This is a genomic window from Pseudarthrobacter enclensis, assembly GCF_030811655.1.
In the GTDB taxonomy this organism is placed as follows: Bacteria; Actinomycetota; Actinomycetes; order Actinomycetales; family Micrococcaceae; genus Arthrobacter; species Arthrobacter enclensis_A.
Genome location: NZ_JAUSRE010000013.1, coordinates 38,939 through 53,738, shown reverse-complemented (window position 1 = coordinate 53,738; position 14,800 = coordinate 38,939). Strand labels below are relative to the sequence as shown.

14 protein-coding genes are annotated in these 14,800 nt (G+C 61.6%); 12 read left to right on the top strand and 2 right to left on the bottom strand.

Annotated features, from left to right (window positions below; translation table 11 throughout):
• Positions 1-30: 30 nt before the first annotated feature.
• The 5 genes from J2X98_RS13300 (at position 31) to J2X98_RS13280 (ending at position 3,704) form a co-directional block, all read left to right on the top strand.
• Positions 31-984 carry an ABC transporter permease gene (locus J2X98_RS13300; RefSeq protein WP_307308921.1) on the top strand — a complete coding sequence of 318 codons (954 nt, stop codon included), beginning with the start codon at positions 31-33 and terminating at the stop codon, positions 982-984.
• Entirely contained in the window at positions 977-1,357 is a 381-nt protein-coding gene (locus J2X98_RS13295) for a hypothetical protein (protein ID WP_307308919.1), read from the top strand. Before J2X98_RS13300 ends, J2X98_RS13295 begins: the two co-directional genes overlap by 8 nt.
• On the top strand, positions 1,354-2,061 hold the full coding sequence (locus J2X98_RS13290; RefSeq protein WP_307308916.1) for an SDR family NAD(P)-dependent oxidoreductase: 708 nt from the start codon (positions 1,354-1,356) through the stop codon (positions 2,059-2,061). Before J2X98_RS13295 ends, J2X98_RS13290 begins: the two co-directional genes overlap by 4 nt.
• 13 nt (positions 2,062-2,074) lie before the next feature.
• A complete protein-coding gene (locus tag J2X98_RS13285) occupies positions 2,075-3,133 on the top strand; it encodes a 2,3-butanediol dehydrogenase (protein ID WP_307308912.1) in 1,059 nt (352 codons plus the stop codon).
• Positions 3,134-3,317: 184 nt separating this feature from the next.
• Entirely contained in the window at positions 3,318-3,704 is a 387-nt protein-coding gene (locus J2X98_RS13280; RefSeq protein ID WP_307308910.1) for a nuclear transport factor 2 family protein, read from the top strand.
• 45 nt (positions 3,705-3,749) lie between these two features.
• On the opposite strand, the gene J2X98_RS13275 is transcribed toward J2X98_RS13280, so the two are convergent.
• Entirely contained in the window at positions 3,750-4,988 is a 1,239-nt protein-coding gene (locus J2X98_RS13275) for an IS256 family transposase (protein WP_373460889.1), read from the bottom strand.
• Positions 4,989-5,502: 514 nt separating this feature from the next.
• Positions 5,503-6,534 (bottom strand): LacI family DNA-binding transcriptional regulator, encoded by a 1,032-nt coding sequence (locus J2X98_RS13270; protein ID WP_307308904.1) that lies wholly within the window; start codon positions 6,532-6,534, stop codon positions 5,503-5,505.
• 151 nt (positions 6,535-6,685) lie between these two features.
• Between J2X98_RS13270 and J2X98_RS13265 the strand changes: the two genes are divergently transcribed.
• The 7 genes from J2X98_RS13265 (at position 6,686) to J2X98_RS13235 (ending at position 14,755) form a co-directional block, all read left to right on the top strand.
• Complete coding sequence (locus J2X98_RS13265) at positions 6,686-8,062, top strand: FAD-dependent oxidoreductase (protein ID WP_307308901.1); 1,377 nt, start codon at positions 6,686-6,688, stop codon at positions 8,060-8,062.
• A complete protein-coding gene (locus J2X98_RS13260) occupies positions 8,062-9,066 on the top strand; it encodes a zinc-dependent alcohol dehydrogenase (RefSeq protein WP_307308899.1) in 1,005 nt (334 codons plus the stop codon). Before J2X98_RS13265 ends, J2X98_RS13260 begins: the two co-directional genes overlap by 1 nt.
• 50 nt (positions 9,067-9,116) lie before the next feature.
• Positions 9,117-10,490: an MFS transporter gene (locus tag J2X98_RS13255; protein WP_307308895.1), complete on the top strand. Its 1,374-nt coding sequence runs from the start codon at positions 9,117-9,119 to the stop codon at positions 10,488-10,490.
• Positions 10,491-10,643: 153 nt separating this feature from the next.
• Entirely contained in the window at positions 10,644-11,492 is an 849-nt protein-coding gene (locus J2X98_RS13250) for a sugar phosphate isomerase/epimerase family protein (RefSeq protein ID WP_307308892.1), read from the top strand.
• Positions 11,489-12,637 (top strand): dihydrodipicolinate synthase family protein, encoded by a 1,149-nt coding sequence (locus J2X98_RS13245; RefSeq protein ID WP_307308888.1) that lies wholly within the window; start codon positions 11,489-11,491, stop codon positions 12,635-12,637. The genes J2X98_RS13250 and J2X98_RS13245 overlap by 4 nt, the downstream gene beginning before the upstream one ends.
• Positions 12,638-12,730: 93 nt before the next feature.
• A complete protein-coding gene (locus J2X98_RS13240) occupies positions 12,731-13,414 on the top strand; it encodes an SDR family NAD(P)-dependent oxidoreductase (RefSeq protein WP_307309055.1) in 684 nt (227 codons plus the stop codon).
• A 153-nt stretch (positions 13,415-13,567) separates the two neighbouring features.
• Positions 13,568-14,755, top strand: a complete 1,188-nt coding sequence (locus tag J2X98_RS13235) for a glycerate kinase (protein WP_307308885.1) — start codon at positions 13,568-13,570, stop codon at positions 14,753-14,755.
• Positions 14,756-14,800 lie beyond the last annotated feature (45 nt).

Below are 14,800 nucleotides of genomic sequence, written 5' to 3'. Positions count from 1 at the left end.
CGGTCGGCAGAGCCATGGTACAAGTCTGCCATGGCAAAGCACGAGTTTGCTTTGGTCCCTGTCCTGCTGGTGGTCACCATCGTCGGCGCACTGGTAAGCCCGGTGTTCCTCAGCCAGCGCAACATTATCAACTTGCTGCAGCAATCCTCGGAACTTGCCATCGTCGTGGTCGCCCTGAGCCTGGTTCTGATCAGCGGGAAATTTGACCTTTCCCTGGAATCCACTTTTGCCCTGGCGCCCATGCTCGGAGCGTGGCTCGTGCTTAGCCCGATTGTGGGCGGTTCCGGCGTTAACCTGCCGGCCTGGCTCGGAATTCTGATCATCCTGGCCACGGGCATGGCTGTCGGCTTGATCAATGGTTTCCTCGTTATCAGGCTTGGGCTAAACGCTTTCATCGTCACTCTCGCCATACTGATACTTCTCCGCGGACTCACGCTGGGACTGGTCAGTGGTCGGACGCTCTTTGAGCTGCCCGACTCCTTCCTCTATCTGGGTCAGGCAACGTGGCTGGGAGTTCCGGTTTCATTGTGGGTCGGCGGCATAGTGTTCATTCTCGCCTCGCTGGTCCTTCGCTATCACAGCATTGGTCGCGCCCTCTATGCCATCGGTGGAAACGCCGAGGCCGCACGCGCTGCCGGCATTAACGTCGCCAAAATCCAATGGAGTGTGTTCATCGTGGCCGGGGGTCTGGCGGCCCTTGCCGGGCTAGCTCTTGCGGGAAGGACTGCGTCGGTGACCCCCTCCCAAGGAACGAACCTGATCTTCAGTGCGTTCGCAGCCGCGGTTATCGGCGGGATCAGCCTCAACGGCGGGCGGGGCACCATGCTCGGCGCGTTCCTCGGAGTCCTCCTGCTGGCGGTTATCACCAACATTTTGACGCTGTCGCAGATCCCCTCCTTCTGGATTGACGCCACGAACGGTGCTGTCATCCTGATCGCCATCCTCATTTCCCGTGCCACCGCTGGGAAGGAAGCAGTTGATTAGCGCCACGGACACACGCACGATCCGTCTGGCATATCCCAAGGAACCGAACTGGTATGCCTCGCTGTCGGACGTCATTGTGGAGGCGACTTCAGCGCTGGCGGCCGCCGCCAGGACTGCACCGCAGACCAGCCTCATCCTCGTGCTTCACGGCCAGCCGGACACACCAATACCGGCCCACATCCGTTTGAGCGCGAAGGAAGCGCTCCGCAGCCTCGTCCACACCAGCGTCTTGGAAGAGCCCACTCTTCGCGTAAACCTGCTCATCGCCCCGACATCCGATGGCCCTGACCTCCAGCTCACACTGGAGTACCTCTCCGGACCTAACGGGGAGTTCGTCCAAGGAGCCACGATCGACCTGGGGGAAGCGGCATGACCGTCGTCATTACAGGGATCGCCGGGGGCATCGGCCGGGCTGCGGCTGCTCAGTTCAAGGACCGTGACGTCGTCGGCCAGGATCTGAACACCCCGGATTCCCCGTCCGAGCTGGCAAGGCAGACCGTGGCCGGAGACTTGCGCGATGCCTTGACGCTCGAAGCCATCAAAACGGCCCTCGGCGACAATCCGCTGGACACGCTGGTTCTCGCCCACGGCATAGCCGGTGCAGGAGCGCTCAGGGACATCAGCGACGGTGACACCAGACGGATCATGTCGATCAATTTCGAAAGCGTCATCGAAACCTGGGAGTACTTCCGTTCGGATTTGGAACGCAGCCGCGGAACCTTGGTCGTCCTGGCCAGTCAGGCCGCAGTCGTCGCGGAAGCCGGCAACGGCGTCTACTGCGCCTCGAAATCTGCGCTCTTGGGTTGGGCCCGAGGAATGGATGCCCAGACCGGCGTGCGCCTGCGCGTACTCTGCCCCGGAGCTACGGAAACGCCCCTGCTAAAGCGAGCCCTTGAAGGCATGGCAGCCTCCCAAAACATAAGCTACGAGCAACTCCTGGGCCGGCGAAACCGGGCCGTGCCGGTGGGCCGACTCGGCCGGACTGAGGAAATGGGCGCAGCTATCCGCTGGCTCGCCGACCTCCGCTCCACCGACCTCGTCACAGCCACCGTATCCGGTGGCGAAGTTCTCAACTAAGGAGAAAGACCGAATGCTAGCCGCACGCTATTACACAGCAGGGGACATCCGCGTCGAAGAGGTCGCGGACCCTGTGATCTCCCAGGCGGACGACATCATTGTCGAAGTCGCTCTCTGCGGGATCTGTGGAACCGACCTGCACGAATACCAGTCCGGACCCATCGTCACGCCCAAGTCCCCGCACCCCCTGACCCACGCTCAGCTTCCCCAGATCCTCGGTCATGAGTTCTCCGGAACCATCGTGGAAAAAGGGCCTGCCGTATCCGGCCTTGCGATCGGCACCAAGGTGGCCATTATGCCGTCGGTCGTGTGTCATGAATGCTACTTCTGCCGCCGCGGAATGCAGGCCCTCTGCACCAAATTCGCCAGCCTTGGCCTGAGCGCAGAATCCGGAGGGCTGGCCCGGTATGCCAAGGTCAAGCCCTACAACATCGCCCCCCTCCCCGAATCGATGAGCTTCGAAGAGGGAGCCCTGGTCGAACCGGCAGCAGTTGCCGCCTACGGCGTCGATCGAGGAAATCTCGTGGGCGGCGACAACGTTCTTATTATCGGAGCAGGGCCCATCGGAATCCTGAGCGCCCTCTATGCCGACGCCATGGGTGCAGGCACCATCGCAATCGTTGAACCCAATGCACAGCGAGCGAAACTGGCCCGGGAGCTCAACGTCGGCCCCGTCCTTGATCCAACGGCTGAAGAAACCGACGACGCTCTGCGGGAAGTGACACAAGGACTCGGAATGGACCTCACCATTGAGTGCTCCGGAACCGGAGCGGGCCTCGCGTTGGGCATCGACCAGACGCGCCGCCGCGGCGGCATCGTTCAAACCGGACTACACACCAAGCCCGCCCAGATCGACGCCATGAGACTGTCGGAAAACGAACTCACAATATACGGAAGCTGGTGCTTCAGCATCAATGACTGGCCGCGCGTCATCAGGCTGATTGAACGAGGCAAGTACCCGGTGGAGAAGGCTCTGACCTCTGTCATCGACATCAAGGACGTGGTCGGCCGGGGATTCGACGCCCTCTCGGACCCCAACGGTAACGATCTGAAAATCCTTGTCAGGCCCTGATCATGACCTGTTGGCAGCGGCTTCCGCTCATGTCTTGGGAGATATCCACACAACTCCGTTGTCTCAAGTCAGGATGCTGGGCACCCGGGGTTACGACTCGGAGCATTCAGGATCGAAAGGCTGCTGTAGCCACACTTAACCACCGCCAGACCAGTTCGGCGATAACCAAAGCAAGGAAAACGCTATGACGAACGCTGGCATGACCGCGCAAACATCAGTCCGCCGCTTGGAAGACCGTCGCTTTCAGGCTGTTCTCGAGCAGGACTTCGACGTGTTGGAAGACTTATCCCACAAGCGGCTCGTGTATTCGCATTCGGGCGGAAACCGCGATTCCTTAGAAGACTACGTCCGAAAACTCCGTACCGGCAGCCTTAGATACCACCGGATCGATCATCATATCGAAGACGTCCTGATCATTGACGACACGGCATTGGTTTTGGGACAAATGGAGGCGGATGTAACCGTGAACGGGCAGCAAAAGACCCTGAACAACAGGTACCTTGCCGTCTGGGTTCAAGAGTCCGGTGCCTGGAAATTTATCGCTTACCAGCCCACTCCCAAGAAGTTTTGACCTCGCCAGCGACTGTCCGATTTTCGGTGGATCCGCGGTTGGCATTTAGTTGATTCTTCCGTCGAAGCTGATGGCGAAGGCGTTCAGTGCCGGCTTCCATCGTGTGGCCCATCGTGCCCTGCCTTTGCCTGTAGGGTCCAGGGCCCGGGTGGCCAGGTAGAGGCATTTCAGGGCCGCCTGCTCGGTAGGGAAATGGCCGCGTGCCCTGACCGCGCGCCGGTAACGGGCGTTGACGGATTCGATGGCGTTGGTGCTGCAGATGACCCGCCGGATTTCCACGTCGTAGTCCAGGAACGGCACGAACTCGCTCCAGGCGTTCTCCCACAGCCGGGTGATCGCCGGGTACTGCCGGCCCCATTTGGTTGAGAACTCCACGAAGCGTTCCTTCGCTGCCGCCTCTGAGGGTGCTGTGTAGACCGGGCGCAGGTCCTTGGACATCTCGTCCCAGTACTGGCGGGCGGCGTAGCGGAAGGTGTTGCGGATCAGGTGCACGATGCAGGTTTGGACCACCGCCAAGGACCAGACGGTGGTGATCGCCTCTGGCAGGCCCTTGAGTCCGTCGCAGACCGTGATGCAGACGTCCTCCACACCCCGGTTCTTGATTTCGGTCAGCACCGAAAGCCAGAACTTTGCCCCTTCGCCGCCGTCCCCGGCCCACAGCCCGAGGATGTCGCGTTCGCCGTTGACGCTGACGCCGATAGCGACGTAGACCGGCCGGTTCGTGACCTGCCCATCGCGGACCTTGACGTGAATCGCGTCGATGAACACCACCGGGTAGACACGGTCCAGGGGACGGTTCTGCCACTCAGTCATCTCGCCGATGACCTTCTCCGTGATCCGCGAGATCGTGTCCTTGGAGACCCTGGCGCCGAACACCTCTGCAAAGTGAGCGGCGATCTCCCCGGTTGTGAGGCCCTTCGCGCTCAGCGACAACACGATCTCATCCACACCGGTCAACCGTCGCTGCCGTTTCCGAACGATCTGCGGATCGAACGTCGAACCGGTGTCCCGCGGCACGTCGATCTCCACCGGCCCGATCTCGGTCAGCACCGTCTTCGTGCGCGTGCCGTTGCGGGAGTTCCCGCTGCCGCGCCCGGACACGTCGTGCTTTTCGTATCCAAGGTGTTCGTCCATTTCGGCTTCCAACGCGGTCTCCAGGACGTTCTTGGTGAGCCGGTTCAAAAGCCCGTCCGGGCCAACCAGCTCAATTCCTTGCTCTCTGGCCTGGGCCAGGAGCTGCTGCGCTAACTCTTGCTGATCCACATCAGTCGCCATGGGATCCATGGTGTCGCTCATGATCAGTCCTCCCCGCCAGGCAACACCCGGCGTGTCAGGCCAACCATGGATCCACCGTTATTCAGACAGTCCCCCTCGCCACTCCCCGTCGATAATAAAGCCGATAATGGAGATTTCGTCAGGGGGCCGTTCCGTTTGTCCCGGGTGCCTAAACGATACCCGCACGTTCGTGTGGCGGCGTCAGAATAGTGCGATGTCCCGGTTCACTGACAGTGGTTCACGACGTTCTAAGATCCCACCCGGACAGTCGGAGGGGAAGAATCCGGCCGGGGGAGCGTGAAATAGCCCAATGAATCTGGACTCGGCGACGTCCCATTGGGTCAGTGGGGCTATGCCACCTGTTGTGAAGGGGCGGGGCGTCGAGGACAGGTGGCTGCTTCACCATCGGGCCAAGTCATCCCTTGTCAGACGCTTTTGGCGTCAGGTTGGGGTGCGATCCAACTGCACACTTCTCCCTCCGTAAGGTGGCCTTTCTAAAGGTGCAGCTGTTTCGATTAGCTCGTTATCCAAACTGTTGGGAGCGGGCTTGACCGGACGTTGCCTTAGCGGTTGTTGAGCCTATGCTGAGTTCAAATCTCGGAGGCTCGGGAACAGATGGTTGAGCGCTGGCACTTGCAATGTACCGTGCAGCTAAGCCACCCAATTCAACGAGTGGCAGGGTCATGGTTGTGAGACCGAATACTGCGCCGCCTCGGGTGCCGCCGATGCCGGCTACAGATACATCCTCGGGAGTTCTATATCCGGAGGTCCACAGGTAGGCAAGGACACCGACGGCAATTTCATCGTTGGCGCAAACTATTGCTTCCGGAAGCGAGCCCTCTGCAACGATGCCCGCGATGGCATTTCGTCCTGATTCCTGGCGCATTCCTGTTCGACCTACAACGTGGGGGACCAGCTGGGCTTCAAACATAGCCCTTCGGTAGCCGTCCGCTCGTTGCTCAACTGCCGTCAGGCCTGGAACGCCGCCGATGAAGGTAACTCTGCGATGGCCCAGCGACAGCATGTACCGCGTGAGCTCGTAGGAGGCTTCCACATTGTCAATGATGATCTTTGTAGAATCAAAGCCCCGGGGCGCAAGCGCCACGACCCTGGTTCCGGCTCTTACAGCCATGTTGACGTCACGGGCCAGTTCAGCTGTTCCGGGGGCTCCTTCTATGTCGCTGCCACAGAACACGATACCCGATGCCTGATGTTCACGAAGGACACGGAATTTTGTTCGTTCCTGCTCCGGGTCCCGATTGGCATTTGCCAAAATTGTGACGTAACCGGACTTCGCTGCTTCAATTTCAATGCCGCGGGCCAGTTCCGCGAAATAAGGGTCGAGTATGTCGCTCGCAATGACACCGATGATCTTGCTTCGTTGTTGCTTCAGGGCTTGAGCAGCCGCACTCGGGGTATATCCCAGCGTCTTGGCCGCCGTTTGCACGCTGTCGCGGACATCAGAGGAGACTGGATGTGCCGAGCCGTTGAGAACACGAGAAGCAGTGGCCACGGAGACGCCAGCTAGTTCGGCTACTTCACGCAATGTTGCCAAGGTCCAACTCCTTTGGTGTGTCAATCCGGACTTAAGCCTGGTTGACAGGTGGCTTATCTCACACTAGCTTAATGGTAAACCTTTGCCATTGCCAAGCAGATTCTTATGGATATAGTGGCAAACGTTTACCACTGAAACTCAAGGGAGAGACATGACCGACCTTTCAAAGCCCTTCGATCTGATCGTCGTCGGAGCGGGAGCAGCAGGACTCGCAGCAGCCAACCGAGCCACCGACCTGGGTGGACGTGTTCTGCTCTTGGAAAAGGGAGACGCCCCTGGCGGATCAGCTGCCCTTTCTGCCGGCATCCTTTGGACCGCGCCCAACCTGGACGTACTTCGCCGCATCCAGCCCGATGGTGACCCTGTCCTCGGACCGCTTGTCGTCGAAGGATACGAGCGGGCCGTGCAGGACGTGCGTGACTCAGACATCAAGGTCTCCGATGAATGGCTCGATCACCTGGAGTGGGGCCGTGCCTGCAAAATCGACATTCAGGACCTCATCGCCAAGTGGTCCTCCAAGGTCAGCAATACCGGCGGTGCCATGCTGACAGGAGTCAGCAAAGTTGACCTCGTCGTCAATGAGGGCCGGGTTTCCGGCGTGACCTTTCTCCACAACGGAGAAACCAAGACGGTGTCCGGCACGGCCACGCTGCTGGCCACAGGAGGATTCCAGGGAGACCCGGAGCTGAAGCAGAAGTTCATTGGCAACGGGGCGGACGACATTGCTGTCCGGAGCAATCCCCAGTCAGTTGGTGACGGCTTCCGTCTGGGTGCTGCCGCGGGAGGCGCGGCCAGCCGGCACCTGTCGGGCTTTTACGGCCACACACTTCCCAGCCCGCTCCCCGTTTCCCCTGAAGTGTTCCTGCGCCTGACCCTCTACTTCTCCGCCTACGGCATCATCGTCAACCGGCTCGGCCGGCGCTTCACCGACGAGTCCCTGGGCGACGAAGTCTCCAACCAGGCTGTCGTTCGCGAGCCCGGCCAGCGGGGAGTCCTTATTTGGGACGACGAAGTGCAGCAGAACCGTGCACTGGCCGTGCCATATCCCAGCGGCATGGCCCTGGACCGTCATGCTGAGGCAACCAAGCTGGGCGCCCGCACTGCCGAAACCGAGACCTTGGAGGAACTGATTGAGGTAGTGGCCAGCTGGGGCGTTGACCGTGCAGGTCTTACGACCACGCTGGAGAACTACCAGCGTGCCACCAGCGGAGACTCCGTAAGCCTGGATGCACCGTTGCCCGAGCGTCCGAGCCCGCTGAAGAAGGGCCCTTTCCGCGCGGTCGAACTTCAGCCGTGCATCACAATCCCCTTCGGCGGCCTGCGCGTGAACGGTGACAGCCAGGTCCTGAACCGTGACAACCAGCCGGTGCCCGGTCTTTTCGCTGCAGGCGCAGACGCCGGCGGGGCACAGGACCGGCGTTACGTAGGCGGCATCATTTTCGGTCTCGTCTTCGGCCGACGGGCAGCGGACGCAGCAATGGCCAATGCACCCATCCCAGCCGACGGCGACGAGCTGGCTTCCGTCTAATGGACACCACAACGCAGTTCCGCGGAGTCGCCTGGACGGGGCCGGAACAGTTGGCCCTTGAAGACCGCCCGTCACCTCAACACACCACCAGCAACGAAGTCGTCATCCGTATCGAAAGCGTCGGTGTCTGCGGGACGGATGTGACGATCTGGAGGGGCAATTACCCGGGCGTACCTGCCGGAACGGTTCTCGGGCACGAATTCGGGGGAACCATCGTAGAAGTAGGCGCTGATGTCGCGGACCGGGCCATCGGCCAGCTGGTAGCCGTTGACCCCAACATCGTCTGCGGCCACTGCCCCGAATGTGCAACCGGCTCGCGGGCCCTGTGCAGCGAACGCCGCCTCATGGGCCTTGACCTCGACGGCGGACTTCAAACACAAATCACCGTCGACGCATCACAGACGATCCCGGTCCCTGGGAACCCTGACCCGAAATCCTTGGGCCTCGTTGAACCGCTGGCGGTGGGTGTCCACGCCTGCTCGCGCGCCGGAGTCACCTCCGGTGCGCGGGTGGGCATCATAGGAGGCGGAGCGATCGGCATGGCCTGCGCCCTGCAGGCCCGAAGCCTTGGCGCCGGCAGCGTCACCATCGTCGAACCGGATGCGCTCCGCAGGGCAACCATTGGGGAGTACGGCGTCACTGCCATCGCGCCCGGGGAAACCCCGGCAGAACGCTGGACTGTCGCTATCGACACGGTAGGAAACGGCACCACCATCAGCGCAGTCATGGGTCTGATGGAACGGGGCTCCACAATTTGCGTGGCCGGACTCGCCGAAGGCGGAACCCTGCCGCCTTCAAAGGATCTCGTCCACCATGAACTCACGCTTACGGGAACCTTCTGCTATACCTCGGAAGACCTCCACACAGCTGCCGAGCTTTTGTCCATCCACGGCCTCGCTGCACTGCCCAACGACCTCGTCCACGGCCTCGATCAGGCACCCGCAGCTATCGCTTCTTACGCGGCCGGACACCTCGGCCGCGGCAAAACGATAATCATCCCGTAGATAACGCTCAAGCCGCCCCCGCAACTGAATCTGCAATGAAGGAGACGTCAGTGAACAACTCGCTGCAGCACACTTACTCCCACCCGCCCGAGGCAAAGAAAAACAGTCCTCTTCGCGCCGCCGTCGCCGGCATGGCGGGCGGAACACTGGAGTATTACGACAACTACATTTACGCGCTGGCCGCTGCCTTGGTTTTCGGGAAGATCTTCTTCCCGGAGACTGGCAGCGTAGCGACCATTGCCGCACTCGCGACCTTTGCCGTCTCGTACGTGGCGCGGCCGATCGGCGCGATCCTCCTGGGACACTTCGGAGACCGAATCGGCAGGAAGAAAGTCCTGGTGGCCATCCTCGTCCTCATGGGGTCAGCCACCTTCCTGGTGGGGTGCCTGCCCAGCTATGCCCAAATCGGTATCTGGGCACCCATCCTGCTGGTCACTCTTCGAATCCTGCAAGGCATCTCCGTCGGGGGTGAGACCGCAGCGGCAACAGTGCTCACGATTGAGGTTTCCCCGGAGGGCCGCCGTGCTTTCTTCACCAGCTTTTCCCCTAACGGAATCGTCGCCGGCTTCGTCCTGGCAACCCTGATTTTCGTGCCCATATCGGCACTGCCGGAAGACCAGCTTCTCAGCTGGGGATGGCGGATTCCCTTCCTGTTGAGCGCTTTTGTTACTCTGGCCGGATTCATCATCCGCGCCAAGCTCGATGAACCTGAAGCCTTCGTGGAAGCCCAGAAGGAACACACCCTCGTCAAGGTACCGGTTGTTGAGGTGTTCCGCTCCCACTGGGCCTCCATCATCCGAGTGACGTTCTGCTCCCTCGCTTTTGCAATTGACACCGTCATTAAGGTCTTCGCTCTCTCCTTGGCTACCGGGGTCTATGCCATCCCGCGGAGCACCATGCTCTGGGTTCTCATCGTCAGCCACGTGTTTGCTCTCCTGACTCAGCCGCTGCTCGCAAGGCTGTCTGACTGGATCGGACGGAAGCCGGTCTTCATTGCGGGAAACATCGGCTGCGCGCTGATGATCTTCGCGTATTTCGGATCCATTCAAAGTGGAAACATTCCGCTGCTCTTCCTCACGGGGTTCCTCTCCGTGGCTTGTGCTTACGCGGCCATCAACGCCACGTATCCGTCGTTCTTCGCGGAGATGTTCAATCTCAAAGTCCGCCAGACAGGCATGGCCTTGGGTCTCCAGATCGGCCTGATTGCCGCTGGCTTCGCCCCCAGCGTGTACACGGCACTCACCGCAGGTAAGCCGGGGGACTGGATGCCCGTCGCAGTCATTTCCGCCGTGATCTCCTTGCTCGCGGTCCTAAGCGCTCTCACCGCTAAAGAGACCTTCAGGACCCCGCTGGACCGACTCGGAAACCCAATTTCCACAACACCGCGCCACACCGCAGCGGTTCTGACCGCAGACCGCTCATAAGTCAGCTCTTCCAACGCCAACCTGTCCTCACCACCGTCCGGGACGAAAGCTTGCCCACGTGTGTAGGCCGGGAGGGTCCGCTTCAACCACGCGATGCCCTCACTGGTGGAAACAGCACCCAAACGTCATAACAGCAGCCAACGAGGAGAAATCATGGAGTTAAGCCTCAACCAGGCCACCACCCGCCCGTATCCGCTGATCCCTACCGCTGAAGCAGCGATGCGGGCGGGAATCCGGCACATCGGCCTGTGGATTGAACCGGTAGAAGAGACCGGCATTGCACGCACCCAACAGCTGCTCGCCGACACCGGCCTGTCCGTCAGCTCTGTGTGCAGGGCCGGCTTCCTGGCCGACAAAGAAGGTACAGATCTTCAGGCCGCCATCGAGGGCGTCAAGAGAGCTCTCGACCTGTCCCATGAAGTCGGCAGTCCGATGCTGACCCTGATCGCCGGCGGCCTTCCGGCCAGCGACCGCAGCATCGGCCACGCCGAACAGCGGTTACGCAAAACACTCGAGGAGTTGGAGCCGCACGCACGGCAGGCCGGTGTCCGGCTGGCCCTCGAACCGCTGCACCCCCTGTTCGTAGACAGCCGCAGCATTGTGACCACGATCGGCCAGGCTCTGCGTGTCATCAAGGACCTGCCAGTGGAAACAGTCGGAATACTCGTAGACGCCTACGCCACCTACTGGGACTCCAATTTCCACGACGATGTAGTAAAGGCCGGGCCGAGGATTGCCGGTTACCAGGTCAGCGACTTCGCTCTGCCGTTGCCAGTCCCCGAAAACATGAACGGCCGCCTGTTCCCGGGAGAAGGCAGCATCGACCTGGCCTCCCTCACCGCCTCAGTCCGCGGCGCCGGCTTCACCGGGCCCGTTGAGGTCGAAATCTTCAACGACGACATCTGGAAGTTGCCGCTGGAAACCATCATCGAACGCACCGTAGCCGGCTTCAACCGCTACGTCGCCGAACCCGTAAACGCATTGGAGCACCAACCCGCATGAGCACCATCGAACTGCCCAGCCCCGGCGGGCAACACCGGACCATCGAACTCGCAGCGCCTGCCGACCTTGAAACCGGCAGCGCACCACCCACGTCCCGCATCGTCTATGCCGCGGGCCACGTCGTGGCAGACCCCCTGCTGGCAAGTGCCGCTTCATCGGCCATTGACTGGGACGCAACGCTGAAGATTCGGCATGAGCTCTGGGGCCTTGGCTTGGGCATTGCCGAAAGCATGGATACCGCCCAGCGCGGTATGGGCCTCGGGCCCAAGGAAGCACTCACCCTGGCCCGGCGTACACTGGCCGAAGCACGCACTGTCGGCGGGTCAGTCGTTGTCGGGATCGCAACCGATCAGCTCGCCCCGGGTCCCCATCCGCTCAAAGACATCGCGGAAGCCTACATCGAGCAACTGGCCGACATCGAGGACGCGGGAGGAAGCGTTGTCATGATGGCCAGCCGCAACCTGGCCCTCTCGGCAAAAGGCCCGGACGATTACCTCGAGGTCTATGGCAAGGTGCTCGATGCGGCACAGCGGCCAGTCATCCTGCACTGGCTCGGCTCCATGTTTGATCCTGCTCTCGATGGATACTGGGGACACAGCTCCATCCCGGATGCATCCGAGACTGTCCTGGCGCTCATCGAAAATAAAAAGGACAAAGTCGCCGGCATCAAGATCTCATTGCTGGACAAGGACCACGAAGTAAGTTTCAGGCGCCGGCTGCCCGAAGGCGTCCGCCTCTTCACCGGGGATGACTTCAACTACGCCGACCTGATCGCAGGGGACGAACAAGGGCACAGTGACGCTCTTTTGGGTGCGTTTGCCGCGGTTCCGCGCTTCGCGTCCGCAGCGTTTGCCAAGCTCGACCGCGGGGATGTCACAGGATTCCGCCAAATCCTGGAACCGACCGTTCCGCTGAGCCGCCTCATCTTTGAAGCCCCGACCCAGTACTACAAGGTCGGCGTTGTCTGGTTGAGCTATTTGACGGGCTGGCAAAACCACTTCCGCATGCTCGCCGGATTCGAATCGGGCCGCTCAGTGATGCATCTGGCTGACCTGTTCGAATCGGCGAACAGCATCGGCCTGTTCCCGGATCCGGAGACGTCCGCTGCCCGTGCTTCGGCATACTTCCGCGCTCAGGGCCTCTGAGGGGTGAGGACCGGTAGCATCCTCGGCAGTGCTGGTCAGGAACAGGAGAATAACGTCCCCAGCACCCGCCGGACAGCGCCGCTGCGCTGTCTGGTGGTGGGGGCTGCTTCCGGCATAGGCCAAGCAGTAGCGGATCGGCTCAGTAGGAACGGGAACACAGTGATCCAGGCCGACCTGCCGGGCGCACACTGGCCGCGGGCGGACGGCCAGGTTTCAGTTGACATCGCAGACAGCGAATCGGTGCACCGCGCCGTCGACCAAACCGCATCCTTCCTCGGCGGCTTGGACGTCGTGGTCAACACGGCCGGAATCCTCGGCAAGGTCCAGCCCTCTTCGGCAGAAACCGTCGAGGAGTTCGACAGGTTGCTCCGGGTCAATTTGACCGGGGCTTTCGCCCTGTCCAAAGCGGTCCTGCCGCTCATGGTCGACAACGGCTTTGGCCGGCTGATCCACTTCTCCTCGACCGCAGGCAAGGAGGGGGTTCCCCTGATGGCCGGCTACTCCGCGAGCAAAGCCGGCATCACAGGCCTGATAAAAGCCCTCGCCAAGGAGTATGCAACGACAGGGGTCACGGTCAACGCAATCGCTCCGGGCAAGATCGACACTCCTCTCATCAGCGGCAGGCCACCAACACCTGCAGACCTCCAGCGAATCCCTATGGGGCGGCTGGGCACACCGGCAGAGGCAGCGGCGTTGGTGGAGTACATCGCTTCACCCGAGGCGTCCTACACGACGGGCTTCGTCTTTGACCTCTCCGGAGGCAGGGCCGTCTACTAGCCCAGCCCCGTCCCTGAAAACCGATACAGGCCCGCCCTTACGGGCGGGCCTGTCCGCATTGGATGGCCTGCGCGCTGGCCCGATTACCCCCCCGCACCACCGTCTGCCCGGACACCATGCCGTACACCCGCTGCACGGCGCGAAGGAAAAAACATGCGAATAGTGATAGCAACAGACAAATTCAAGGGATCCTTGTCCGCCACGGAGGCTGCTCACAGCCTTAGCCGCGGCATCAAGGCAGTCTCACCGGAGGCCGTCATTGAGGAAATCCCGATCGCAGACGGCGGGGAGGGAACCCTGGATGCAGCCATAACTGCCGGCTTTACCAGACACCTCGAAACGGTTTCCGGCCCGACCGGGCAACCCGTGAGAGCCGCATACGCAACCCGCGGCCACAAAGCCGTGATCGAACTGGCCCAGGCCTCAGGTTTGGCTTTACTCCCTGGTATGACCCTGGATCCGCTCGGAGCAACCAGCTTTGGGACCGGACAACTGGTCCAAGCCGCATTGAACCGCGGCTGCACCGAGATAATTATCGGCGCCGGCGGAAGCGCGAGCACCGATGGGGGAGCAGGCCTGCTCGCCGCGCTCGGCGCAGAGTTCCTGGACGCTGACGGTTCTCCTGTAGCAATGGGCGGCGGGGCACTTCGGGAGATCGCCAGCGTCAACCTGGACGGTCTGGACCATCGGGCGCAATCGGCACGCTTCGTCCTGGCCAGCGACGTTGATCACCCATTGCTGGGACTCCACGGTGCAGCTGCCGTTTTCGGCCCCCAAAAGGGGGCCAACGAGCACGACATCAAAAAGCTGGAAGGCGGCCTCGCCCACTTCGCCCAGATGCTGGAGACGGAAATCGGACCCCGCTCCCGCGATGCCACAGCCGCCCCCGGAGCCGGATCAGCCGGGGGAGTGGGGTACGGGCTGATGGCGGCCCTGGGCGCACGGCGCGAATCCGGCGTGGAGTTGGTCCATCAGTTGACCAACTTTGAGCACCGTCTGGAGGGAGCTGACCTCCTCATCAGCGGCGAGGGCCGCCTGGACCACCAAAGCCTGGGCGGCAAGGCCGCCGTCGGCACCGCCAAGGCAGCCATGGCCCGAGGGGTCCCCGTCATCGCCGTCTGCGGCAGCACAAGTCTGACTTCACCCGAACTTCAGGCAGCCGGGATCTCACGGGCGTACAGCCTCCGTGATCTTGAACCCAACCTTCAGCGGTGCCTTGAGAACGCCTCATCGCTTCTGGAAACCACGGGCAGGATCCTCGCGGAGGATCTCCGGTACGCCGAAAGCACCAGAGGCTCACAGCCCCCTGCCACGCAGCGACACAGCTCCGGGCAGTTGTAGCAAAGGTGAGAGAGCGCTTACTCAGCGTTGCGAGTAAGAGGCAAT

Bases quoted from the DNA above. Each gene is read 5' to 3' on its own strand.
- J2X98_RS13300 (WP_307308921.1), top strand. From the start codon at position 31: ATGGCAAAGCACGAGTTTGCTTTGGTCCCTGTCCTGCTGGTGGTCACC.
- J2X98_RS13290 (WP_307308916.1), top strand. From the start codon at position 1,354: ATGACCGTCGTCATTACAGGGATCGCCGGGGGCATCGGCCGGGCTGCG.
- J2X98_RS13285 (WP_307308912.1), top strand. From the start codon at position 2,075: ATGCTAGCCGCACGCTATTACACAGCAGGGGACATCCGCGTCGAAGAG.
- J2X98_RS13280 (WP_307308910.1), top strand. From the start codon at position 3,318: ATGACGAACGCTGGCATGACCGCGCAAACATCAGTCCGCCGCTTGGAA.
- J2X98_RS13275 (WP_373460889.1), bottom strand. From the start codon at position 4,988: ATGGATCCCATGGCGACTGATGTGGATCAGCAAGAGTTAGCGCAGCAG.
- J2X98_RS13265 (WP_307308901.1), top strand. From the start codon at position 6,686: ATGACCGACCTTTCAAAGCCCTTCGATCTGATCGTCGTCGGAGCGGGA.
- J2X98_RS13260 (WP_307308899.1), top strand. From the start codon at position 8,062: ATGGACACCACAACGCAGTTCCGCGGAGTCGCCTGGACGGGGCCGGAA.
- J2X98_RS13250 (WP_307308892.1), top strand. From the start codon at position 10,644: ATGGAGTTAAGCCTCAACCAGGCCACCACCCGCCCGTATCCGCTGATC.
- J2X98_RS13245 (WP_307308888.1), top strand. From the start codon at position 11,489: ATGAGCACCATCGAACTGCCCAGCCCCGGCGGGCAACACCGGACCATC.
- J2X98_RS13235 (WP_307308885.1), top strand. From the start codon at position 13,568: ATGCGAATAGTGATAGCAACAGACAAATTCAAGGGATCCTTGTCCGCC.